We start from the raw sequence: 23,763 nt of genomic DNA on the forward strand, positions 1-23,763 counted from the left end.
CAAGCGGATAAAATAAACAGAAGAAGGGTTCAAAAATAGATGAAAATTAATACAAAATTTTTAGGTGAGATAGAAATTGCAGAGCAAGATATTTTAACATTCGAACATGGTTTAATGGGATTAGAAGAATATACAAAGTTTGCTTTATTACCACTCGACGTCGATTTACCATTAGTTCTTTTGCAAGCAACAGAATGTGCGGAAATCAGTTTTATCCTTGCGTTTCCATATGCTTTTAAGCCAGACTATAACTTTGATTTAAGCAATGACGATAAAGAACAGTTGCAAATTGAAAAAGAAGAAGATGTAATGACCTATGTGATTATTACATTAAAAGAACCATTCCAAGAATCAACATTGAACCTACTAGCACCAATAGTGATGAATAGTAACAAAAAGCTAGGTAAACAAATTGTGTTACATGACAAAGATTACCCGTTACGTTATCCAATTCCAACACTAAAGGAAAGTATGAAATAATGTTAGTTTTATCTAGGAAAAAAAATGAGTCCATTATGATTGGTGAACAAATTGAAGTGAAAATACTAGCAATCGAAGGCGAGCAAATTAAGATAGGCATTGTCGCACCAAAAGCAGTAACAATTCATCGGACAGAAGTATTTCAAGCGATTCAAGGTCAAAATAAAGAAGCACTTGCGATGACGACAGATGTATTAGAACAGTTGAAAAAGCATAAATAGAATACAAAAGGAGATACTTAGGCAAATTTGTCTAGGTATCTCCTTTTATGTTGAAGATCAAAGTTGTGTTACTTAATTTGAGAGTAATTTATAGTCTTGAATCTGTTTTACTAATAGGCAGGGTTTCTTTCAAATTTTATAGGTCCTTTCTTCAAATTTTTTAATCGCTCGATTAAATATTTGTTGTAAATCATTGGTTGTCTGTTCAAAAAAATGATTTGTGGTAATACGATTTTGCATATCATTGGCTTTTTGTTCGTAGTATTCCCTATTGCTTTTGAGTGTCAATATTTCTTGTGAGAATAATGTTAATTCTATACAATTCTCTTCCCCGGTGTATAGGCTAACAGCAGCAGTAGGATCAGTTGTAATAATGGGTAACTTGGCCCACATAGCTAGTGCTCCACTAATTCCTTCACCAAATCTAGGTGGATTTACATAAATATCACAAATATGATATAAGTCAAATAAATGTTCTTCATATTCTATAAATAGTATTCTCTTTTCATCTACATATTTTTGATAAGAATTATTTATTATCGAATGATATTGTGTACCTACAATCAACCATTTGCTGTCCATATCTGTATCTAAGACTTTTATTAGTTGCTCAACAAATGCTTTTGTGATTTCGGCTTCTAACTTAGTGCCAACTGTGATCATCACAAAATCCGAATCAGTCAATCCATACATTATTCGGTTTTTGATAACAGCTTTTTGAGGTTGCTCTATTTTGGTTGTATGGGATATATATTCTTGATCAGCAATATTGGTTTCATCATAAAATTGCTGTATTTGACTTTCCGGATAACCACTCGTGAATACATCAACAAATTGACAAGCTTCTTCTCCACTGATCGACTGACTTACGATAGGGAAATACGGATACAATAAATCGGTTACTACATTATAAGATGACCCTATCTTATAAATAATAGAAGGTTGGAAGTCAACAATTGCTTGTACATCTTGTTGTATCCGTTGTGTTCTTTCCAATGTACAATTGGAGTAATAGACATCTATTTCTGTATGTAAATGGGGGCGATGATATAATTGTTGTGTACTAGAACTTTTTATTGTATAGGCCATTAGCCACCCTAACTCGTTTGGTGAATAGGTAAATAAATCCTCAACGAAAATTTTTATATCTGCTTTTGGATAATGCATTTTCAATTCATTTACATATTGAACTGCCAACTTAGTTGGACCATGTTCAATAGATAGAAACTGCCCTACAACAACCGCTATTCGATATGGTACTCGTTTTTGTTCTTTAGGAAGTGTTATTTCCTTTCTCCAAAATTGATTAATTTTTCCCATTAGTAGTAATTGATCAGCTATCATCCCATCATAGGTAGGTTGATTGTGGGCTGTTTTATAGAACAAACTATTTGTGATGAGTGCATGAACTTGACTTGGATGTAAGCGGTCAAAATGTTTCTTTAAAAATGTATACTGCCTTTTTAACACAGACTGGTCTCTAAGTAACATACAAAATGTGTTATAATTTGCAAATGATACAAGTGGAAGCTCAGCTATGTCCAGATATGCTAGTATATAACGGAGAACCTCATCTGCTTTCCCCTTTGTTTTGGCATGTTCGAACAAAGTGAATAAAAAGCTTCTTTTTGTAAAGTCACTTTCTGATGTTGACATAATAGCGTGTATGAACTGGTACATTCCAAAGGCTGTTTGGATATAAAAAATCTTGTCTTGTGCATCGGATTTTTTCAATGGAATCAATTTTTTATTTGCTAACGAAAAATGTGTTTCAACAAAATTGCCTTTACTAACAAACTGTAGATTATGTCTCAACTTTTTCTTTTCCACCAGCCTGAAATCCTCTATAGGAGAAATATCATTTAATAGACGTTGGTTAAATAAAAACGTTAAGTAACGATTGTCCACTTGATGCTGCTGATGCATATACACCTTGTGTAATCGTAAGTTGGTGCTATCTGCTTGCAGTATATCTAGCATAAAATCGACATTATTTTGGCTATCCATTGTTAAGAAATTTTTTTGCGCATTTGTTAATAATTCACTGTTTTTCGCCACAATAATGACGCCATCTAATAGCTCTGAATAAAATTTAGCACCAAAATGACCCAAATCCACTACGTTCGTTTGTAAAATAATCCTTGTCTTCGCAATTTCTCTAGCAGGTAGTATATCCTTTATAATTGCTTCCACAATATCTGGAAACATATCTCGGGCTGCAAATTGATAGTTAAACACTTCAAATTTTATCGGTAACGTATTTGTAAAATATTCGAAATCTTCAACAGTTAAACTTTCCGAAAAAAGATTAATTAAAATTTTCCTCATATTGTTGAACATCCTCTCTTTTTAATCATTTTTCGCTAAATTATTAACATTTTATTTTTAATCTGTTACAAATCAGCAATGATATCTTTATAAACATTTTATCAAAAAAAAAAAGAATTGGAATTACTAATCGTCACATTAACAATAATCCATCATGATAGATAAAACTGAATTAATTAACTGTCTTCGTTATTAATTCAAATGGCTAGCAGTCAAAGTAGAAAATTCAGTAAAGATTTAACCAGCGCTAGTAAATCCAAAAAAATAAAAAAATAAAAAAAACTATTAAACTTTTTTAAAACATTACGATATAGTAAATGTAGGGTACAGGGGTTATAAAAATAATGTCTGTTCCTATAAACCACATGGACGTGGAATAAAAAACATTCAAGGAGGAATTCCAAATGAGAATTCAAAATAACATTGCAGCGTTTAATGCACATCGTAACTTGGCAAACAATACAACAAATACGAGTAAACACCTTGAGAAATTATCTTCAGGTTTCCGTATTAACCGTGCTGGCGATGATGCAGCAGGTCTAGCAATCTCTGAAAAAATGCGTGGGCAAATTCGTGGTCTACAAATGGCATCTAAAAATGCACAAGATGGTATTTCATTAATTAAAACAGCTGAGGGTGCATTAGAAGAAACACATGCAATATTACAACGTATGCGTGAGCTAGCTGTTCAAGCATCTACACAAACAAATGAACGTGGAAATGTTGCTGGTAATGCTGCTTCAGCAGCAGCGCTTCAGGCTTCAGCAGCTGTTCTTCGAGGTTCATCAGCTACGCTAAGTGCTTCAGCAGCTGTTCTTCGAGAGTCTGCAACTAAACTTCAAGCTTCAGCAGATGCTCTTACAAGTTCAGCAGCTAGGCTTCAGGCTTCAGCAGATCTTCTTCAGGCAGCTGGTAGACTTGCTTCAGCAGCTAGTAAGGCAGCTTCAGCAGCTGGTAAGGCAGCTTCAGCAGCTGGTAAGGCAGGTTCAGCAGCTGGTAAGACTGCCTCAGCAACTAATAAGGCAGCCTCAGCAGCTACTAAGGCTAACTCAGCATCTGTTAAGAATGCATCGGCTACATTAAAAGCTGGTAAGGGTGAGGGTAATACAGATGCGGCTTCAAACAAAGATATAGGGAAAATTCAAGAAGAACTGACTGCTCTTCGAAGTGAAGTAGATCGTATTTCAGAGCAAACTGAATTTAATAATATGAAATTATTAGATGGTACGTACCAAGCTAAAAAACTCCATATTGGTGCGAACCAAGGGCAAAATATTGAAATAAATATTGCTAACATGGATCTTAAAGGACTTAATTTGACAGATGATCAAGGGAACAACTTGATGGAAATTACTTCCCGAGCAGAAGCAGACGCTTCCATTAAAAAGATTGACGATGCCATCACAAAAGTATCCACAGAGCGCTCACGCTTAGGGGCTGTACAAAATCGTTTGGAACATACTGTTAAAAACTTAGGCACATCCGCTGAAAACTTATCTGATGCTGAGTCTCGTATCCGTGATGCTGATATGGCTAAGGAGATGATGGGCTTCACTAAGAACAATATCTTAATGCAAGCGGCTCAGTCGATGTTAGCTCAAGCCAACCAACAACCACAAGGTGTGCTTCAATTACTTCAATAAGCATCCATAGAAAAAGTCTTCTCTTTGAAGGCTTTTTCTTTATATTCACAAAACATAACCGATACATATAGAGAGGTGAACAATATGGAGCAAGAACAACCTACAATTGAATATATAGAAACAAAAACAGGGTTACCGACAGTAGTTTTAGGTGGCTATTTGTTACATAGTAAATATGACCCCGAAAAAGAAGCAGCCAAAATTGCTGAAAAAGAAGTAGAGCCTGGGTATGTCCACGTGCTATTTGGGTATGGCTGTGGTTATCTGGCAAAAGCCTTGCAAAACAAACTGCAGGATGATCCATTGCTTGTCTATGAGCCTACAAACAGTGGTATCAAACTAGACACAAGCACAGAAGATATCATGGTTTTAACAGATAAAAAAGTGTTACAACAACAAGTGAGAGCTTATCATGGAGAGTATGACACCAATATTAAATTAATTAGTTCACCTAATTACAATAAATTATTTCCGCTGGAGCATCGTAGTGTGAATCTTATCGTGAAAGAAAGTTATTTAGCAGACCAGACAAGGAGAAATACCATCAAATTTTTTAGTGATATTTGGCAGCAAAATGTCCGCAACAACCTCCTTTATTTAGATGGGGCAGGAAGTGTTAGGGATTTGTATAAACGCTATACCCAGCCTGTTATTGTCGCTTCGGGAGGTCCATCGCTTACAAAGCAGTTACCTTTATTGAAAAAGATAGCCCATAAAGTGGTGATTATTGCAGCGGGTTCTACGATTAAATCCTTGCTTGCGGCAGATATTGAACCAGATTATGTGGTCACAATAGATGGAGCGGTCATTAATTATGACCTTCATTTTAAAAATCTTGAAGTAGGGAAAACAAAGTTAATCACAGCATTAAGTAGTCACTATAAAATAACAGAAAAATATCAAAATAATCTGTATTTTTATGGAATGGGTATAGAGGATACTATTTTGGACTATTGTGAAGAAAAGCTAGGTATAAAAATACCCATTATGCTTAATGGTGGAAGTTGCGCCCATACAGCATTACATATCGCTACATTTATTTCCAATGGACCTGTAGCATTGATTGGGCAAGATTTAGCTTATACGAATAATCAATCCCATGCCACGAATAATGCGGGCTATTTGGCTATAGATGAGAACTGGTTAAAAAATAATCATGCTTTTGAGGTAGAAGGGTATGATGGTGGCAAAGTTTATACGGATTTGATCTTTAATTCAATGCGTCAACAGTTTGAGGATATTTATGAAGTGTTAAAAGAAAACTGTATGATTTATAATTGTACAGAAGGTGGAATTAAAATTGGTGAGATGCCTCAAAAATCATTTCAAGCCTTTTATCAAGAATTTGTGGAGTCTCTACCAGTAAGAGAGCAGCAGGAGGTTAACTACAAGAAACAAACTGTAACGTTATCCCAATTACAAACATTTTTCAAAGATGAATTGGCTGTATACCGTCAATTAGAACAACAATTACAAAAGGCACTAGATGTGTTAAGAGAAAAGAAGTCAACCGTTAAATTTACAAAACCTGTTCTTAAAAAATTAGACAAGATTGACAAAAAACTAATTAGATTGTACGATCAAGTGTTACTTGATAGTGTTATTTATCTTATTATTATAGAAGTACGCAAAGATTATAAAAAAGGAAAAGATGAAACTCAGCAACAGATTTATGAGCGTGTCTATAACCAAAGTAAAGCTTTGTATGAAAAATTGTTAGATGTTTTCCAAAAAGCTAGACACTATACACAAGATGTTTTATCCAAAATTGAAGAAAGAGGTGCTCAGAAATGACGGATTTACACGAAGTTATAGTAAGTTATAATGAATATATCAATAATGTACCAAACGGAGCTAGTTATATCGCTGAACAGTTAACAAAAGGGAACAAAGAGCCAGCGTTAGTAGCGATTCAGGATTTTTCAGAAGGTATGCTGTGGCTAATTGAGGTTCAGCCATTATTGCAGGAATATGGCATGAAGGTTGAATTACCTATCCATCAAATTCAAGATTTTTTAGTAGAAATTAATGAAGGATTAGCTAAACAAGATTGGGTGTTAGTGACAGATTTATTCGAATATGAAATTTCACCCTTTTTTGCAGAAAAAGTACAAGGACTATACCAGTAAGTAAGGAGACTTTGATGAGTAAAGTATTAGTAACAGGTGCAGATGGTTTTATTGGCTCTCATTTAACAGAAGAATTAGTACGTCAAGGCTATAATGTACGTGCATTTGTCTATTATAACTCCTTTAATTCGTGGGGATGGCTTGACCAATCTCCACAAGAAATTAAAGCACAATTGGATGTTTTTTCAGGTGATCTTCGTGATCCCTATGGTGTGAAGGAAGCGATGAAGGGCTGTACACATGTTTTAAATTTAGCAGCTCTTATTGCGATTCCCTATTCTTATCACTCACCAGCAACTTATGTAGATACGAATATTACAGGAACCTTGAATATTGTCCAAGCAGCTAAAGAATTGGGTGTAGAGAAAATCGTACATACATCAACAAGTGAAGTATATGGTACCGCCTTATATGTACCGATTGATGAAGAACATCCCTTGCAAGGACAGTCACCATATTCTGCTTCTAAAATAGGCGCAGATCAGATGGCATTGTCATTTTATCGTTCGTTTGATACACCAGTGTCTATTATTCGTCCATTTAATACGTATGGACCAAGGCAATCGGCACGAGCAGTTATTCCAACGATTATTAGTCAATTGGCAAGTGGTCAAACAACAATTAAGCTCGGTGCAATTAGTCCAACTCGCGATTTTAACTATGTAAAGGATACAGTACAAGGTTTTATTTCCGTGATGAATGCAGAAAAATCAATTGGTGAAGTGATTAATATTGGCTCTAACTATGAAGTTTCCATTGGTGAAACAGCAGAAATGATTGCGGATATTATGGGTGTCAATTTAACTATCGAAACAGATGAGCAGCGTCTTCGCCCAGAAAAAAGCGAAGTAGAACGTCTATGGGCAGAAAATAAGAAGGCAAAAGAATTACTTGGCTGGCAACCCCAGTATGGTGGGAAAGAAGGCTTGCGTAAAGGCTTAGAAGAAACAATTGAATGGTTTACAAATCCCAAAAATTTAGCTCAATATAAGGCAGATGTTTATAATATATGAATCAACAATGGATAGATTTTGCTAAAAGTATAAAAAAACTATATGGTAAAGATTTTGTAGCCTTACATGAGCCAACATTTAATGAAAAAGAAATTGAATATGTGACAGATTGTGTAAAAACAGGATGGGTATCATCTGTCGGCTCATATGTGACACGTTTTGAGGAGGATTTGGCGAAATTTGTTGGTGTGAAGCGTGCTGTTGCGGTTGTTAATGGCACAGCAGCTTTACATATTGCCTTGAAAATAGTAGGCGTAGAAGCAAATGATGAAGTATTAATGCCTTCATTAACTTTTATTGCGACAGCGAATGCAGTGAGTTACTTACAAGCAGTGCCGCACTTTGTCGATGTGAATGAAGAGACACTTGGTGTAGACCCTGTGAAGCTTGAGGAATACTTAGCACAAATTGGGGAGGTGCGCAGTGGTGAGCTCTTTAATAAACAGACGAACCGTCGTATAAAAGCACTTGTGCCAATGCATACGTTCGGCCATCCTTGTATGATGGATGATCTCGTGGCTATTTGTGAGAAATACAACATTGTCCTCGTAGAAGATGCGGCAGAGTCTCTCGGAAGCTATTATAAAGCGAATCATACAGGGACATTTGGTAAAGTAAGTGCGATAAGTTTTAATGGCAATAAAATTATAACAACAGGTGGCGGCGGTGCAATCTTGACAGATGATGATGAGCTAGCTAATTATATCAAGCATATAACAACAACTGCTAAAGTGCCGCATCAGTGGGATTTTGTTCATGATGAAATCGGCTATAACTATCGTATGCCAAATATTAATGCAGCGCTTGGCTGTGCACAATTAGAAAAGCTACCGATATTTGCCGAGCAAAAGCGTACGCTAACAGATTTTTATGATAAACTTGTCGCAAATTTAGATGGCGTGCACTTAATGAAGGAGCCAGCTCATACATCAAGTAATTATTGGTTACAGACGTTAATACTTGATGAAACGTATAAGCGTGATGAAGTTTTGCAACTATTAAATGAAGAAGGTGTTATGAGTCGGCCTATTTGGACACCGATGTATGAGTTGGTAATGTATAAAGATTGTCCGAGGATGGATTTGTCAACAACTGAATATTTAAAACTGAAAATAATTAATATACCAAGCACACCCTTTAAAGGTTCGAAATAATCAAAAGGTTTTATACACTTACTAAATTACGCGATTAGGAGATTAAAGTATGAATGAAATTGAAGAAAAAGAGCAATTAGCTTTATGGGCTGAGGAAAGAAAAAAACATGACTTAAAGTATCCAGATGAAAATGTAATTCGATTTTTAAAGAAAAACTTTAAGACAGGTAAAGATAAAAAAATACTAGATTTTGGTTGTGGAAGTGGGAGACATACCCTTATAATGGCTGAAATGGAATTTATGATTTATGCCATGGATTACAATAAGGTTTGTTTAGAACTAACAAAAGATAAACTAGGTAAGGTTAATTATAAAGATGTAGAATATATTTTAAATAAAAGATTAGAAATCAATCTTCCTGATAGGTCTGTGGACTGTATTGTTGCATGGGGAGCATTATTTTTCTTTAATAAAGTAGAACGAGAGCTATTTTGTAAAGAAATGAATAGAGTATTAAAGCCTGGTGGATTAATTTTAGCAGATTATAGAACGCTGGATGACCATTTGTACAATAGAGGTACAAAAATAGAAGAAAACTTATTTAAGCTAGATGATAGTTCAGCAGGGAGCCTAAAAGATTTGATTTATTGGTTTTGCAATAAAGAAGAGCTTATTGCGTTATATGAACACGAAGGATTTGATATTATTAATATAGAGAAGAAAGAACTGATTGTTAATAATATGACGATTAAAAATTCTCATTTTCACATATGGGTTAGAAAAGGAGAAAAAGAGATTTGAATAATTTGATGGAGTGGGATAAGTTTGAAAAAATTTATCGAATATACAAAAAAAAATATGATATTCGCTTTTGTAAAGTAACAGATTATGATAACTTGATTTATTTCATCGATAATTATTGGCAAAAAGGACACATATTTACCAAATCTAAGAGGTTATTTGATTGGCAACATTTCGATAAAAAAAAAGAGCGTTATAACTTTGTAATTGCTGTTGATAAGGTTTCTAATGAGATTCATGGTGTTATAGGATTTATAATGTCAAGTATATATGATGAAAATATTGAAAAGCCTATTAGATGGGGAACTATATGGAAAGTACGAGATGATGTAGGGGTAAAGGGACTAGGCCTTGCATTAAAATATTACTTTGAAGTTAATGCCCCAGCAAAATATGTAGGCGGACTAGGTTTGTCTAATTATTCAAAAGTAATAAATAATAAATTAGGTGAGCAGGTAGGGAAAATGAACCTTTATTATATTTTGAATACCGAAATTGAGCGTTTTGTATTAATAGATAATGTTAATAAGGAAAATAAAGTGCCTCAAAATATAGTATGTAAAAACAAATCTTTAAAAGAAATAAAGCCTGAAATATTTATTGCAAATTCTCAAAAATATTATAGCCATATTCCAGAGTTCAAATCACCTTTATATTATATGAATAGATATGCAAAGCATCCTATATATAATTATAAATTTATTGAAATTAATAATGAACATAATGACGCTATCGCATGTTTAATAGTTAGAAAATGTGAGGCCAACGATTCATGTGGATTATTTGTAGTAGATTATATTGGAAATGGTTTGGAATTGGATGGATTATATAATGAATTCCAGTTTTTATTGCAAAAATATAATGCTGAATTTATCAGCTTTTATGAATATGGTTTAAATAGCGAAGGTATTGTTGCTGGAGGATTCACAAATTCTAATAGTAATGAAATTGTAATACCTTTATACTTTGAGCCGTTCGTTAAAAAGCATATCGACCTAGACTATCATTTTTATACAAAAGAAGACAATGTGAATATAGTGATATTTAAAGGTGATGCGGATCAGGATAGACCGAATAAATTATTAAAGGAATAAGATAAAATGAACGTTTTAAATTATTTTGAAAACACTGTAAGCAAATATCCTAATAAAATTGCTCTTGTTGATAATGAAAATGAATATACTTACTCTCAAGTAATGGATAAAGCAAAAAAAATAGCAACGGTTATTAAATATCAAAATAAAAAGCCTATTCTAATAATATGCAATAGAGAAGTATCTTCAATAATCTCTTTTTGGGGCACGATATATAGTGGGAATTTTTACGTACCATTAGATGAAAACATTCCATTAAAAAGATTAAAGGCAATTGTTGAAAATACTAATCCAAATACAATGATCTTAATGAAGAATAATGCTACAATTGAGGAATATTGCTTAGCAAAAAATATTCAAATTATTTTTTGGGATAAAAATTTAGATAATATTGAAATAGACGATACATTTATTAATAATATAAAAGAAACTATGTTAGATATAGACCCTTTATACATGGTTTATACATCAGGAAGTACAGGTACTCCTAAAGGTGTAATAAAGAGTCAAGGATCGATGATAAATTTCTTTCAGTCATTTCAACAAACATTTTCATTAAATCAAGACGATATTTTTGGGAATCAAGCTTCTTTCGATTTTGATGTTGCAGCTAAAGATATTTTTCTTTCAGTATTTTTGGGAGCTAAGTTAGTCATAATACCCAAAAAATGCTTTTTAATGCCGATTGAACTAATTAAGTTCTTAAACAAATTTGAGATTACGATACTTATTTGGGCAGCAGCAGCAATCCGTTTTGTAGCAAATAGTAAAGTTTTATTTAAAAAGAAGCCAGAATATCTAAGAAAGGTCTTCTTTTCTGGAGAGGTTATACAAATTAAAGAATTGCAGCAATGGATTACAAACTTAGATGGAATAGAGTTTGTTAATTTATATGCACCAACAGAAGTAACCGGAAATTGCATGTATTTTAGCATAAAGGAACTTGATGATAGATATTCTAAATTGCCTTTAGGAAGAACATTTTCCAATATCGATGTAATGATTCTTAATGAAAATAATTTACCTATTTGTGAAAATGAACATGGTGAAATATATATTAGAGGATCATTCTTAGCGAAGGGTTATTATAATGATTTTGAAAAAACGATTGAAAATTTCGTTCAAAATCCATTGCATAATAATTACCCCGACATAGTCTATAAAACAGGTGATATAGCAACTGCTTTAAATGGTGAATATTACTATGTAGGTCGTGCAGATAATCAAATAAAACATATGGGCTATCGAATTGAATTGGAAGAAATTGAACAAATGGTTTACACTGGATTTGATAAAATTCAAAGATGTTGTGCCCTATACGATAAAGATAAAAATATAATTGTATTAGTGATTCAAAAGTTTAGTGAAGAAGAAATAAATGTAAGAGATATTCTTTCAACAACTTTACCGAAGTATATGCTGCCTTCAAAATATTTATGGATTGAAAAAATTCCTGAAAATTCTAGAGGGAAATTAGATAGAATAGCTACTTTAAATTATTATAAAGGTTATGGAGAAATATGATGGATAATAATATATATGAAAAAATTTTAAATATTTTACAGGAAATAAGACCTGATATAAATTTCACTTCATCTGAAGGGTTAATATCTAATGAGATTTTAGATTCTTTTGATGTAATTACAATAATTTCATTAATAATGGAAGAGTTCTTAATTAAAATAGATGTTGATGACATTACACCGGAATATTTTGATTCTGTAACCAATATTGTTACATTAGTACAAAAAAACATAAATCATGGTTAAATGAGTTAATTTCATAATTCTAACCCCTTGTCTCCCAAGGGTTTCAAGACAATAAAAAACGGGCACCTCCCCATTTTGGTATAATTTAAGTGACCAAACCAAAATCAACCAAGAGGTGAATGCCCTATGACGATTGTAAAACAAATGAGCCTTTTTGACATCCATGAATTATTGAAAATGGAAAGTTCTCGTCGTTTTGATGCGATTTTAGCCACTTTCGATGTGCAGCCGATCTTTCAGCTATTTCGAAAGAAGACGATGCGTGGTGCTCCACGTGAATGTAATTACGGGGCGATGATTCAATCATTGATTATTCGCATTGTCGAGCGTATCCCAACCGTTAAAGATTTGGTCAATCGTTTAACGGTTGATTTTGTCTTTCGTTTAGATTGTGGCTTTTTAGTTTCGGACACCGTGCCATCTGAAGCCTCGTATTCACGTATGGTCGACGCGATTAGTCAATCAGATGTGTTAGATCGCATGCACGATGAACTGATTCAGACTGCTTTTACAGAAGGTTTTCTTGAAGAAGAACATCTTGGTTTTGACGCGACACATTTTGAAGCGAGAGATGCCGCAAAACCTTCTGAGAAAAAAGAAATCGCTCCGAAAAAACGGGGGCGTAAATCAAAGGAAGAACGTGCTGCCTGGCTCGCTGAACAAGCCGAAATCGAAGCGAATCAAACGACTTATGAAAAGAAGTTGGAAGTACAAATAACCATTCCATTGATGACTCTTTGGCAAGAAATTCCCATTGAACCAAAGTGGGGCATTAAGAAAAATAGCGATGGTAAAAACACATTCTGGTACGGCTTTAAAGGGCATTTAGCTGTTTCGACAAAAAGCCAGTATATCGTGGCGCGTCTGATGTCTTCCGGAAATCTGAGTGATAGTAAAGCGGCGATTCCGTTACTAAAAAAGGTGAATCACATCATGCCTAACCATTTCACAACGGCCATTTTCGATGCGGGCTATGATTATGAAGCGATTTATCGCCAAATATGGATACATGAGATGAAACCTGTGATTCCTTATGTGAAAAGACGCGAAGGCGAAATGGTTGGTTTTGATGAGCATTTCCGTCCAACCTGTGTGCGTGAACATAGCTACTGTTACGACAGCTTTGATGAAAAATATCAGACGCTTAAGTTCACGCGTCCAAAAGAATGCGCAACCTGTCCATTACGTGAGGATTCGCTCTGTCAAAAGGTATTTAAAATTAAATGTGAAACAGATCTCCGCAAATACACGTATCCAGCACGTGGCTCCGTAGTATGGAAAGCAATTTATAAGGAACGCACAGCTGTCGAACGAGTAAATGCCTATTTAAAGCAATTCTTTCAGTTAAACAACGTCCGCCACAGAACCGGTAGAAAAGCCAAACTGCACTTCAATCTCGTGACGTTTATTTATAATGCCTGCAAATTAGCAGTCGATCGTATGAATGTATTTTGACAGCTTCAAAACAACGCAACGTAATTTTAAAAAATTAAAAATCAGGCACAGGAGCAGTCTAAGCTCTTAAAAAAATCGAATTATGAAATTGATTCAAATAGAATTTGAATCAAGTTTATTGATGAAAATTATTTTAGGGTATCGCTAAGTTTAATTACGATACCCTTTTATCGTACCGCCTTTTAAACGATAAGTATGTATAGAACAATTTTAAAGCTCTAAAACATTTTGGATATATATCAGAATCGTTGCTTAGGCACATTCCACTACAGGCGGACACGTTGCTGGGGGCTTCCTCGTTGCTAGCACTCTTGTGGGATCTCAAGCTGTTCGTTAATCCCTAAGGAGGCTGTATACTTAATTTTGTAAGTTTATTACCAGATTGAAAAAACCTCTAAGTTGGTGAAGAAAGATAAAACAACTTTAGATGAGGTTTATCATGACAAATTATGATTTACTTCATTTAAAAAAGTATTACAGGCGTGTTGATTAGGGAAAAATTGTATGAGTTTTTAGCAATGTTTGTTGATTTTCTATATTATTTTCCTGTATAAGTAAGCCCGATTATCTAGATTGTAGCGAAGGACTACTCGACTCCCGCGGGATAGCGAGACAGACGAGACCCTGAGGCCAATATGATGTTGGTCACAAAGGCGTTGCTGCTGTCGCGCAGATAAATTGTCACAGGACGTGACGCTTTTAGCCTTTGTTCCTTTTGCAGAGGAAGCAGCTCGGCGCTCGCCCGCAGAAAAGCGAGTAGTCCGTAGCGGAAATCACCTTTTCTAGTATTGGGGCAGGATAAAATTGGTTAATCAACACACATGAAAGTATTATGAACTATTATATGCATCAAAAAAAGAGGAGGTCGCTCGAGAAACAGGTTTCATTCAATGTGAGTGTCAGTTAACAATCAAAAATTTTCTATCTTTTCTTTTTCAAAATTACAAAAATATAGGAAGTTATTGAAGGTTTTACATACCTTGTGTAAAAGGAAAACGATGTTTAACGAACATCAAATGATGAAGGATTTCGTTGGTCTTCAAACGGCTGCTTAAGCGTCACCATCAGCAGTCAAAATCAAGAGGGTGACACAGAGAAGCTGGCATTATTTTTACCATTCAACTGTGTCAAAAGCATAGGGTCCCTAAAGGAGCAGCGCTAGTCTCTACCTTATAGAAGAGACAGAACGAAGGAACGTACGCGCAACGAGACGCTTAGAGACATAGGAGGGTACGTCATCATAAGCAACGCAGAGATCCACAAGTGCATCGATATATCGCGCTGGATTAAGACAGAAATCACCATTTAATGGATTGTCCTTTCGCGAAGCGTACGGATATTTGGTAAAAAATCAAGAATTACAAAATAACGATAGATGAATGTATCAAAAAATATTTTTTTGATACTCCAGAATGGTGTAAACTATCGATATATCAACATTTATAGAAGGAGTTTGAGATGAAAGACTTAATTATTATGTATCATTATGTCATGGAGCCTGAACAGTGGAAGGGGAGTGTACCTATTTCACCAAGCGAGTTTAGAAAGCAAGTAGAGTGGGCTAAAGAACATTATGAAATTATTAAGCCTGAGGATTTGCATAAACATACTACTAAACCAAAATGTATCATTTCATTTGACGATGCAACGAAAGATCAGTATGCAAATGCATTTCAAATTTTGAATGAATTGGAAGTTCCTGGTTATTTCGCTGTTATGTCAGGACCTCTTCTGGAAAGAAAAGTACCAATATTTCATTTAGTGCATACGGTACTTTCACATTTTAGTGATGAAGAAATTTGGGAAGAAGTTTCTAATCTCGTAAATAGGGATGAAATCAAAAATAAAAGTGATATTTATTCTTATGAAACGAATGAACATAGACGTTTTGTAAAATATTTATTTAATTTTTATTGGTCAGAAGAGCAAAGCAGGACCTTTTTAGAAAAAAAGGTCATTTCAATTTATACTTCACTAGATATGTTTATAGATAAATTTTATTTATCTGAGCAGGAAATTTTAGAAATGGACGCATGTGGCATGTCTATAGGAGTTCATTGTGTAAATCATCTCCCATATGGAGGAAGTGCACAAGATTTTTATGATAAAGAAATTAAATCTTGCAAAAGTTATTTAGAAAAACTTTTAAACAAAGATATCAAATTATATACACCTTCTTTTGGTGGAGGTGAGCAATCAACTCAAATGCAAATAGAATTATTGCCTATATTAAAAGAGCATGGATTTATTTTAGGTTTTACTACGGAAAAAGGCTTTACAGAGTTAAGAGAAGGTTTTTGGCATAAACGAATTGATTGTAACCATTTGACTATAAATGAGGTTGTTTAAGGTGAAAATTTGTTTTATCACAGCAACAAGAGCAGAATATGGTTTATTGTATCCATTAATGAAGAAAGTTCAGAAGGATAGTGAATTTCAATTAATTTGTACAGGCATGCATTTATCTCCAGAGTTTGGTACTACATATCAACAAATTGAACAAGATGGTTTTGTTATTGATGAAAAAGTGGAAATGTTATTATCAACTGATACAGCTACAGGTGTTGTAAAATCAATAGGACTGGCAACAATTAGTTTTGCAGACGTTTTTGCTCGTTTACAGCCTGATTTACTTATTATTTTAGGTGACAGGTTTGAAATGCTTGCTGCTGCTCAGTCTGCTTTAATTATGCAAATACCTATTGCACACATACATGGAGGGGAATGTACTTTTGGTGCATATGATGATGCAATTCGTCATTCCATTACAAAGATGGCTTCATGGCATTTTACGAGTACTGAAACACATCGTAAGCGTGTGATTCAACTTGGAGAGTCACCTGAGCGTGTATTTAATGTTGGCGCAATCGGTATAGAAAATATTATGAATTTGAAACTGTTGACAAAAAATGAGTTATTTGAGCAATTGAATTTAGATAAGAAGTTACCACTGTTTCTAATTACCTACCATCCTGAGACAAATGGTGAAGCAGGCGGTATCTTCTCAGTATTAAAATCCTTAAAAAAATATCAAAAAATGAACTTACTTTTCACAAAATCAAATGCAGATAATGGTGGAAGAATGATTAATGAAGCTATTTATGAATTTACATTAACTCATCCACATGCAAAATTATACGATTCATTAGGACAATTAAGATATTTGAGTGCAGTAAAACATGCTGAAGTGGTAATAGGCAATTCATCAAGTGGCTTAATTGAAGTACCTTACTTAGAAACACCAACAGTGAATTGTGGTACGAGACAAGGAGGGCGTGAGCAACCAACTTCTGTGTTTAATACATCTCTTGATACAGAGGAAATATCCACCGCTATAGAGCAGGCTAGAGCTTTTAAAGGACCATATAATCACATCTTTGGTGAGGGAGAGGTGTCAGAAAAAATTATCTCTATTTTAAAAGAAATACCGTCAATTTCAATTAAAAAGGAGTTTTACGATTTAGAATGAAAACATACATTATTGCAGAAGCAGGAGTAAATCATAATGGTTCACTGGAAATGGCAAAGGAACTTATTAAAGTAGCAAAAGAAGCTGGAGCAGATGCGGTTAAATTCCAAACTTTTAAGGCTGCAAATTTGGTGACAAAACAAGCAGAGCAGGCGGATTATCAAGTAGATAATTTAGGTGGGGCGACATCCCAATTTGAGATGTTAAAAAAACTAGAACTTTCATATGATGAATTTAAGGAATTACAGGCTTTTTGCCAAATAGAGAACATTACATTTTTATCGACACCTTTTGACTTTGATAGTGTCGATTTTTTGCTAAATGAATTACATATGGATACAATTAAAATTCCTTCTGGTGAATTAACCAATGCACCGTTTATTCACTATATTGCAACTAAACAAAAACCTATTATTTTATCAACGGGCATGGCAACGATTGATGAAATTCATGAGGCATTAACCTTTCTTGCCTATGGTTTAGCTAGACCTCAAGAACCTGTTGAGATAGAACAAGTTCAAGCTTTTTATCAAACAGTAGAAGCACAAAAAGTCCTGAAAAAATATATAACACTATTGCATTGCACAACACAATACCCTACTCCAGTAGCATTCATTAATTTGAATGCTATGCAGGAGATGAGAAAAACGTTCCAATTACCGATTGGCTTTTCAGATCACTCAGAAGGAATTCATATCCCTATTGGGGCTGTTAGTATGGGAGCTATAGTCATCGAAAAGCACTTCACATTAGATAAAGCGTTAGAAGGGCCTGACCATGTTGCTTCTTTAAATCCAGCAGAGTTAAAGACTATGATTCAAGGAATAAGGGATATAGAGGTTGCTTTAGGAGATGGGATAAAAAGGCCGACGCCAATCGAACTTCAAAATCGTCTACCAGCAAGAAAAAGTTTAGTCGCTAAAGCTTCCATTAAAGCAGGTGAGATTTTTACGTTAGATAATTTAACTATTAAAAGACCAGGTAGCGGTATTGCTCCTTCAAATTATTGGTCATATATTGGGAAGTTAGCTATAAAGTCGTATCATGAGGATGAATTGATAGATGAATAAACAGACTATTATCATAGGAAATGGAGGACATGCCTCTGTTTTAACAGAAATTTTGCTAGCTCAATCTATTAATATTATTGGCTTTACTGCCCCTCAGAGGGAGCAAAACAACTTTAATTTACCTTATTTAGGTACAGATGATGTTGTCCAAAATTATCAGCCAGCAGAGATTGAACTAGTATTAGGGGTTGGCATGATTCGCCCCTCCCCATTACGAAAAAAAATCTTTCATCACTTTCAAAAAATAGGCTTTCAATTTACAACCCTTATTCACCCATCAGCTATTATAGCGCCCTCTGTTCAATTAGGGCAGGGGGTTCAAATTATGGCAGGAGTGATTATTCAAACAAATACGATAATTGCCGATAATAGTATTATAAATACAGGTGCATTAATTGACCATGATTGTCAGATTGGGGCACATGTACATATTGCTCCTGGTGTCAATTTATCAGGTCAGGTACATATACAAAACGGCACACATATTGGAACAGGGGCAACGATTATACAAGGAATGAATATTGGAATGAATTGTTTAATAGGTGCGGGTGCTGTTGTTGTGAAACATATAGCGGATAATAAAAAGGCGGTAGGTATACCTGCAAAGGAAGTGTGATTGAGATGAAGCAGTGGCAAAAAATAATAGTTACGCCAGATCAGACTTTATTGGAAACAATGAAAATAATTGATAATTCTTCATTGCAATTTGCAGTAGTTGTTGATGAAGAGCGACATTTATTAGGGACAGTAACGGATGGTGATGTTCGTCGTGGTATTTTACGTGGAGAAGGGCTTGAAGTACCCATCACATCTATTATGAATGCTAATCCAATTAGTGTACAAACAGGACAAAGACCCTATCGTCTAAAACAATTTATGAAATCGAAAAAATTAAAGCAATTACCTATAGTTAATAAACATAATCAAGTCGTTGATATTTTTTTTACGGATAACTTAGAGACATCCACAAATAAAAATACTGTTATTTTAATGCTGGGTGGACTTGGGACAAGGTTGCGTCCGCTAACAAATGATATACCTAAACCAATGCTGAAAATAGGTAATAAACCGATTCTTGAAACAATTATTGAAGGTTTTAAGCAGTTCGGCTATACGCATTTTATTTTTTCAGTCAATTATAAAAAAGAAATTATCCAAGAATACTTTCAAAATGGTGAAGCGTTTGATGTCACAATTGACTATATTGAGGAAGAGAAACGAATGGGGACAGCAGGTGCTTTGTCCTTGCTTGAACAACGACCTACAGCGCCATTTTTTGTGATGAATGGCGATCTACTTACACAAATTAATTTCGATCAGTTAATGGAGTTTCATAGAGAACATCAATCTATGGCAACTATGTGTGTAAGAGAATATGAGTATCAAGTGCCCTATGGCGTTATTGAAACAGATGGGGTGCATTTAGCGGGAATCAAAGAAAAGCCTATTCAACGTAGCTTTGTCAATGCAGGTATCTATGTACTGAATCCAGAAGTATTTGATTATATTCCGCAAAATGAGTTTTATGATATGCCAACGCTTTTTGAGCAACTGATTGCAGCAGATCAGAAAGTATCGGTCTTCCCTATCCGTGAATATTGGTTGGATATTGGTAGAATAGATGATTTTCATAGGGCAAAGAATGACTTTAAGGAGCTTACCAATAATGAAGCCTAATATATTAGCTATTATTCCTGCGCGTGGTGGTTCCAAAGGATTACCACGTAAAAATGTGAAAGAGCTTGCTGGAAAGCCATTGATTGCGTGGACAATTGAAGCAGCAAAACAATCGAAATATATTAGTCGAGTGATTTTATCATCAGAAGACCCAGAAATTATAGAGGTAGCGCAACAATATAGCTGTGATGTGCCATTTATACGACCAATCGAATTAGCGCAAGATGATACATCAACTATAGATGTGATTATACATGCAATCGAACAATGTAAAGATTTTGACTATATCGTGTTATTACAACCAACATCACCACTTAGAACAACGGAAGATATAGATGACTGCATTCAAAAATTAATAGAAAATAAAGCAGATTTTTGTGTATCAGTTACAGAGACAACAAAATCACCTTATTGGATGTATACAATGGAAAATGATAAGATGTCGCCACTTCTACAGCAAGAGCAATTGATTACAAGACGTCAAGAACTGCCAATAGTATATGCTTTAAATGGCGCTGTCTATGTGGCGAAAACAGATGCATTATTAGCAGAGAAATCTTTTTTAACAGAACATACAATTGGCTATACAATGCCTCAAGAAAAATCCTTTGATATTGATACTAGCATTGATTTTAAAATATGTGAGTGTTTACTAGTAGATCGTAGTGGCGCTTGTTAAGAACGTAGGAATTTTACTGTTACTAGTAATTTCACTATGTTTTATGAAAGACATAAATATATAGAAATTCCTTCCGATAATAAAAGTAAGCAAATTAAAACATGCAGGAGGGTGAATTCAATGCGTATTGCATCACAGGGACAGTCTATAGAAGTGGGCACTACAGCAACAAATGCAACTACAGCCAACGTACTAGAAAAGATAACATCTACAGTTTCTACTAACATAAGTTCAACATCAACAGTAGAAACAGCACCGATTACTGGAGAAGAGCAAGAAGTTTCGAAAGAACAATTACAACAAGTAGTCGATACGATGAATAATGTATTAGCGGCGAATAACAATGCTGCAAAATTTATGTATCATGAAGGTTTAAATCGTTTTTATGTGACTGTTGTAAATCAGGAGACGGAGGAGGTTGTAAGAGAAATTCCAGCAAAGAAGTTGTTGGATGCCTTTTATGAAATGCAAAAAATGCTCGGTCTCATTGTAGACGAAAAAATCTAAATTTATGTAATATTAAGGGGAGAAATAGTTATGGTAAATCGAATTGGCGGTTTAATCTCAGGGATGGATATTGATGCAATTGTAAAAAAGATGATGACTGCACAAAGAGCGCCATTAGACAAATTATTTCAAAAGAAGCAAACAGCTGAATGGCAGCGTGATGCTTACCGCAGTGTTAATACAAAAATAAGAACATTTGATACGTATTTGGCAGACAACTTGGTGTTAAAAGGTTTTAATAGTAAAACAGCTACCAGCTCCAATTCCAAGTTAGTAGATGCTACAGCAACAGGAAATGCATCAGGTACAATAAATATTGAAGAGGTATCACAATTAGCGGTTGCAGGGCGTTTAGTAGGCGCACAAAAAAATGCAACAGGTTCGACCAAATTGAGTGATTTAGGTGTAACAGCATCAACGATTGATATTAAAGCAATTCAAGATAATGGGATACTGGCAAGTGAAGCAACAAAGATTGATATTATGGCAGATATGACGGTCGATCAATTTATTAATAAGGTTAATACTAGTAATGCTGGTGTAACAGCCATTTTTGAAAATGGTCGATTTTCCTTTACTGCGAAAAACACTGGTGATGTAAAGGGAGGCGAGGAAATTGAACTTGTTGGTGCAGATGCCTTAGGTTTTGCATCTACAGATAATGTGCAAAAAACAGAGGGGAAAAATGCTATTTTTACAGTGAACGGTATTTCCACTGAGCGCACATCCAATAGTTTCTCTATTTCTGGCTACAATGTTACATTAAAGGAAACATTTGATCAAGGTACTGCTGTTGCAATCAATTCGACAAGTAATGTGGATGAAATGGTAGACAAGGTGAAAGACTTTGTAAAAACCTATAATGGATTTGTCAAAGACTTAATGGATCAAACAAATGAACCGAGATATCGTGATTTTCCACCATTAACGGATGAACAAAGAAAAGAGTTGCCTGAGAGCGAAGTAAAACTTTGGGATGAAAAAGCGAAAAGTGGTTTACTAAGTAGAGATAGTATTTTGCGTGATGGTTTATCTAATATGCGTTCATTACTTTATCAGTCCAATCCAGCAGTCGAGGATTCAAACTATAATACCCTTTATAAAATTGGGATTACTACAACCAAAGATTATAAAGACGGTGGTATGCTAGAGATCGATGAGGAGAAATTGCGTAAAGCTCTAACGGAAAACCCAGATGCCGTTGAGCAGCTCCTGACAAGTACAGGCGATAAAAATGGTACTGTAACAAAAGTAAACCCAAATACGGGCATGGAGGAAATCAGTGCAGCCGATACACGTGGTTTTGTTAAAAAATTGCGTGATTCATTGGATAGCTTTAAGCTTGTCATTGAGGGCAAAGCAGGTCGTGCGAACATGTCAGATGAGACGTTCTCCATTGGTCGAGATTTGAAAGAAACAAATGAACGAATGGATAATTTAAAGAGAAGGTTGGAAATGGTTGAGCAAATGTATTGGAATCAGTTTACGGCTATGGAAAAGGCAATCAACAGAGCTAATGAACAATCGAGCATTTTTATGCAAGGTCAATAAGGATGATCAAGCGAAGTAGGAGTGTGCTATGCAACCAATAGAGCAACTATTGCAAGTATCAGCGAATTTATACAAAGTTTTAGGAGATATGCCGACTAGTGAAGGACGTGATGGATACATTGAACGTATCCATTATCTTTTAGATACACGTGAAACCATTATAGAAGCGTTAATGCAGACAAACTTTCGCTTTGACGAGCAAGATCGTACGCATTGTACATTGCGTGAACTAGACAATGGTATTAAGGAACGATTGGTCACTGTGATGAGCTCAATCAAGCAGGATTTGGCAAATTTACAAAAAGCAAAGAAAAAGGAATCCCAGTACTATAATCCCTATTCCGAGGTTCGGACACTGGACGGTATGTATTATGATAAAAAAAATTAATTGCTTTACTTAAAGGGGAGTTTTACTTTTTATGCCAACCAATGTAGAAACGCAACATACAGGCAATCAAAATCATGTGGCCACTGCTTCTCCAGGCGAATTGACACTGATGCTGTATGAAGGATGCTTGAAGTTTTTGCATCAAGCAAGAGTGGCAATTCAAGATGAAAATCGCCAAGGAAAAGACGCCAATATCCAAAAAGCACAGGCAATTATTCATGAGCTGATGACAACACTGAATATGGATTATGACATGTCCAAAAATATGTTTGCGCTGTATGAATATATGAATCATCGTTTATTGGAAGTTCATATGCAAGATGATTTGGTCATTCTCGAAGAAGTGGAAGGCTTAATAAGAGAGTTCCATGATACATGGAAAAAAGTCATATAG

General features: G+C 34.8%; 23 protein-coding genes. 22 read left to right on the plus strand and 1 reads right to left on the minus strand.

The window, feature by feature from the left end:
* Positions 1-39 precede the first annotated feature (39 nt).
* Entirely contained in the window at positions 40-480 is a 441-nt protein-coding gene (gene fliW, locus ADM90_RS03155; RefSeq protein WP_053993614.1) for a flagellar assembly protein FliW, read from the plus strand.
* On the plus strand, positions 480-701 hold the full coding sequence (gene csrA, locus ADM90_RS03160; RefSeq protein WP_053993615.1) for a carbon storage regulator CsrA: 222 nt from the start codon (positions 480-482) through the stop codon (positions 699-701). Before fliW ends, csrA begins: the two co-directional genes overlap by 1 nt.
* A gap of 129 nt (positions 702-830) precedes the next feature.
* Here the strand turns inward: csrA and ADM90_RS03165 are convergent, their stop codons facing one another.
* Positions 831-3,029: a glycosyltransferase gene (locus ADM90_RS03165; RefSeq protein ID WP_053993616.1), complete on the minus strand. Its 2,199-nt coding sequence runs from the start codon at positions 3,027-3,029 to the stop codon at positions 831-833.
* A gap of 404 nt (positions 3,030-3,433) precedes the next feature.
* On the opposite strand from ADM90_RS03165, the gene ADM90_RS03170 reads away from it, so the two are divergent.
* The 20 genes from ADM90_RS03170 (at position 3,434) to fliS (ending at position 23,763) form a co-directional block, all read left to right on the plus strand.
* Positions 3,434-4,672 carry a flagellin N-terminal helical domain-containing protein gene (locus ADM90_RS03170; protein ID WP_053993617.1) on the plus strand — a complete coding sequence of 413 codons (1,239 nt, stop codon included), beginning with the start codon at positions 3,434-3,436 and terminating at the stop codon, positions 4,670-4,672.
* Positions 4,673-4,756: 84 nt separating this feature from the next.
* Entirely contained in the window at positions 4,757-6,466 is a 1,710-nt protein-coding gene (locus tag ADM90_RS03175; protein ID WP_053993618.1) for a motility associated factor glycosyltransferase family protein, read from the plus strand.
* On the plus strand, positions 6,463-6,801 hold the full coding sequence (locus tag ADM90_RS03180; protein ID WP_053993619.1) for a hypothetical protein: 339 nt from the start codon (positions 6,463-6,465) through the stop codon (positions 6,799-6,801). Before ADM90_RS03175 ends, ADM90_RS03180 begins: the two co-directional genes overlap by 4 nt.
* Before the next feature lie 14 nt (positions 6,802-6,815).
* Positions 6,816-7,814 carry an NAD-dependent 4,6-dehydratase LegB gene (locus ADM90_RS03185; protein WP_053993620.1) on the plus strand — a complete coding sequence of 333 codons (999 nt, stop codon included), beginning with the start codon at positions 6,816-6,818 and terminating at the stop codon, positions 7,812-7,814.
* A complete protein-coding gene (locus tag ADM90_RS03190; protein ID WP_053993621.1) occupies positions 7,811-8,968 on the plus strand; it encodes a LegC family aminotransferase in 1,158 nt (385 codons plus the stop codon). The genes ADM90_RS03185 and ADM90_RS03190 overlap by 4 nt, the downstream gene beginning before the upstream one ends.
* A gap of 49 nt (positions 8,969-9,017) precedes the next feature.
* The gene (locus ADM90_RS03195; protein ID WP_053993622.1) at positions 9,018-9,710 is read left to right on the plus strand and encodes a class I SAM-dependent methyltransferase; all 693 of its coding nucleotides are present in this window, start codon (positions 9,018-9,020) and stop codon (positions 9,708-9,710) included.
* Positions 9,707-10,804, plus strand: a complete 1,098-nt coding sequence (locus tag ADM90_RS03200) for a hypothetical protein (RefSeq protein WP_053993623.1) — start codon at positions 9,707-9,709, stop codon at positions 10,802-10,804. The genes ADM90_RS03195 and ADM90_RS03200 overlap by 4 nt, the downstream gene beginning before the upstream one ends.
* A gap of 6 nt (positions 10,805-10,810) precedes the next feature.
* Positions 10,811-12,328: an AMP-binding protein gene (locus ADM90_RS03205; protein ID WP_053993624.1), complete on the plus strand. Its 1,518-nt coding sequence runs from the start codon at positions 10,811-10,813 to the stop codon at positions 12,326-12,328.
* Entirely contained in the window at positions 12,328-12,573 is a 246-nt protein-coding gene (locus ADM90_RS03210) for an acyl carrier protein (protein WP_053993625.1), read from the plus strand. The genes ADM90_RS03205 and ADM90_RS03210 overlap by 1 nt, the downstream gene beginning before the upstream one ends.
* A gap of 126 nt (positions 12,574-12,699) precedes the next feature.
* Complete coding sequence (locus ADM90_RS03215) at positions 12,700-14,028, plus strand: transposase (protein WP_053993626.1); 1,329 nt, start codon at positions 12,700-12,702, stop codon at positions 14,026-14,028.
* A gap of 1,458 nt (positions 14,029-15,486) precedes the next feature.
* Positions 15,487-16,377, plus strand: a complete 891-nt coding sequence (locus tag ADM90_RS03220; RefSeq protein ID WP_053993627.1) for a polysaccharide deacetylase family protein — start codon at positions 15,487-15,489, stop codon at positions 16,375-16,377.
* A complete protein-coding gene (gene neuC / locus ADM90_RS03225) occupies positions 16,364-17,497 on the plus strand; it encodes a UDP-N-acetylglucosamine 2-epimerase (RefSeq protein WP_053993628.1) in 1,134 nt (377 codons plus the stop codon). Before ADM90_RS03220 ends, neuC begins: the two co-directional genes overlap by 14 nt.
* Complete coding sequence (gene neuB, locus ADM90_RS03230) at positions 17,494-18,567, plus strand: N-acetylneuraminate synthase (protein WP_053993629.1); 1,074 nt, start codon at positions 17,494-17,496, stop codon at positions 18,565-18,567. The genes neuC and neuB overlap by 4 nt, the downstream gene beginning before the upstream one ends.
* Complete coding sequence (locus ADM90_RS03235; protein ID WP_053993630.1) at positions 18,560-19,183, plus strand: acetyltransferase; 624 nt, start codon at positions 18,560-18,562, stop codon at positions 19,181-19,183. Before neuB ends, ADM90_RS03235 begins: the two co-directional genes overlap by 8 nt.
* 5 nt (positions 19,184-19,188) lie before the next feature.
* Positions 19,189-20,244, plus strand: coding sequence for a nucleotidyltransferase family protein (locus ADM90_RS03240; protein WP_053993631.1), 1,056 nt, complete (start codon positions 19,189-19,191; stop codon positions 20,242-20,244).
* A complete protein-coding gene (locus ADM90_RS03245) occupies positions 20,234-20,923 on the plus strand; it encodes an acylneuraminate cytidylyltransferase family protein (protein WP_053993632.1) in 690 nt (229 codons plus the stop codon). Before ADM90_RS03240 ends, ADM90_RS03245 begins: the two co-directional genes overlap by 11 nt.
* A gap of 120 nt (positions 20,924-21,043) precedes the next feature.
* Entirely contained in the window at positions 21,044-21,430 is a 387-nt protein-coding gene (locus ADM90_RS03250; RefSeq protein ID WP_053993633.1) for a flagellar protein FlaG, read from the plus strand.
* A gap of 30 nt (positions 21,431-21,460) precedes the next feature.
* The gene (fliD, locus tag ADM90_RS03255) at positions 21,461-22,981 is read left to right on the plus strand and encodes a flagellar filament capping protein FliD (protein WP_053993634.1); all 1,521 of its coding nucleotides are present in this window, start codon (positions 21,461-21,463) and stop codon (positions 22,979-22,981) included.
* 28 nt (positions 22,982-23,009) lie between these two features.
* Positions 23,010-23,369, plus strand: a complete 360-nt coding sequence (locus ADM90_RS03260) for a flagellar protein FliT (protein ID WP_053993635.1) — start codon at positions 23,010-23,012, stop codon at positions 23,367-23,369.
* Between the two features lie 31 nt (positions 23,370-23,400).
* Positions 23,401-23,763, plus strand: coding sequence for a flagellar export chaperone FliS (gene fliS, locus ADM90_RS03265; protein ID WP_053993636.1), 363 nt, complete (start codon positions 23,401-23,403; stop codon positions 23,761-23,763).

The sequence above is a fragment of the Lysinibacillus macroides genome (genome assembly GCF_001281525.1).
Classification (GTDB): Bacteria; Bacillota; Bacilli; order Bacillales_A; family Planococcaceae; genus Lysinibacillus; species Lysinibacillus macroides.

Coding starts and splice junctions, on each gene's coding strand:
- fliW (WP_053993614.1), top strand. CDS start 40: ATGAAAATTAATACAAAATTTTTAGGTGAGATAGAAATTGCAGAGCAA.
- csrA (WP_053993615.1), top strand. CDS start 480: ATGTTAGTTTTATCTAGGAAAAAAAATGAGTCCATTATGATTGGTGAA.
- ADM90_RS03165 (WP_053993616.1), bottom strand. CDS start 3,029: ATGAGGAAAATTTTAATTAATCTTTTTTCGGAAAGTTTAACTGTTGAA.
- ADM90_RS03170 (WP_053993617.1), top strand. CDS start 3,434: ATGAGAATTCAAAATAACATTGCAGCGTTTAATGCACATCGTAACTTG.
- ADM90_RS03175 (WP_053993618.1), top strand. CDS start 4,757: ATGGAGCAAGAACAACCTACAATTGAATATATAGAAACAAAAACAGGG.
- ADM90_RS03180 (WP_053993619.1), top strand. CDS start 6,463: ATGACGGATTTACACGAAGTTATAGTAAGTTATAATGAATATATCAAT.
- ADM90_RS03185 (WP_053993620.1), top strand. CDS start 6,816: ATGAGTAAAGTATTAGTAACAGGTGCAGATGGTTTTATTGGCTCTCAT.
- ADM90_RS03190 (WP_053993621.1), top strand. CDS start 7,811: ATGAATCAACAATGGATAGATTTTGCTAAAAGTATAAAAAAACTATAT.
- ADM90_RS03195 (WP_053993622.1), top strand. CDS start 9,018: ATGAATGAAATTGAAGAAAAAGAGCAATTAGCTTTATGGGCTGAGGAA.
- ADM90_RS03205 (WP_053993624.1), top strand. CDS start 10,811: ATGAACGTTTTAAATTATTTTGAAAACACTGTAAGCAAATATCCTAAT.
- ADM90_RS03210 (WP_053993625.1), top strand. CDS start 12,328: ATGGATAATAATATATATGAAAAAATTTTAAATATTTTACAGGAAATA.
- ADM90_RS03215 (WP_053993626.1), top strand. CDS start 12,700: ATGACGATTGTAAAACAAATGAGCCTTTTTGACATCCATGAATTATTG.
- ADM90_RS03220 (WP_053993627.1), top strand. CDS start 15,487: ATGAAAGACTTAATTATTATGTATCATTATGTCATGGAGCCTGAACAG.
- neuC (WP_053993628.1), top strand. CDS start 16,364: ATGAGGTTGTTTAAGGTGAAAATTTGTTTTATCACAGCAACAAGAGCA.
- neuB (WP_053993629.1), top strand. CDS start 17,494: ATGAAAACATACATTATTGCAGAAGCAGGAGTAAATCATAATGGTTCA.
- ADM90_RS03235 (WP_053993630.1), top strand. CDS start 18,560: ATGAATAAACAGACTATTATCATAGGAAATGGAGGACATGCCTCTGTT.
- ADM90_RS03240 (WP_053993631.1), top strand. CDS start 19,189: ATGAAGCAGTGGCAAAAAATAATAGTTACGCCAGATCAGACTTTATTG.
- ADM90_RS03245 (WP_053993632.1), top strand. CDS start 20,234: ATGAAGCCTAATATATTAGCTATTATTCCTGCGCGTGGTGGTTCCAAA.
- ADM90_RS03250 (WP_053993633.1), top strand. CDS start 21,044: ATGCGTATTGCATCACAGGGACAGTCTATAGAAGTGGGCACTACAGCA.
- fliD (WP_053993634.1), top strand. CDS start 21,461: ATGGTAAATCGAATTGGCGGTTTAATCTCAGGGATGGATATTGATGCA.
- ADM90_RS03260 (WP_053993635.1), top strand. CDS start 23,010: ATGCAACCAATAGAGCAACTATTGCAAGTATCAGCGAATTTATACAAA.
- fliS (WP_053993636.1), top strand. CDS start 23,401: ATGCCAACCAATGTAGAAACGCAACATACAGGCAATCAAAATCATGTG.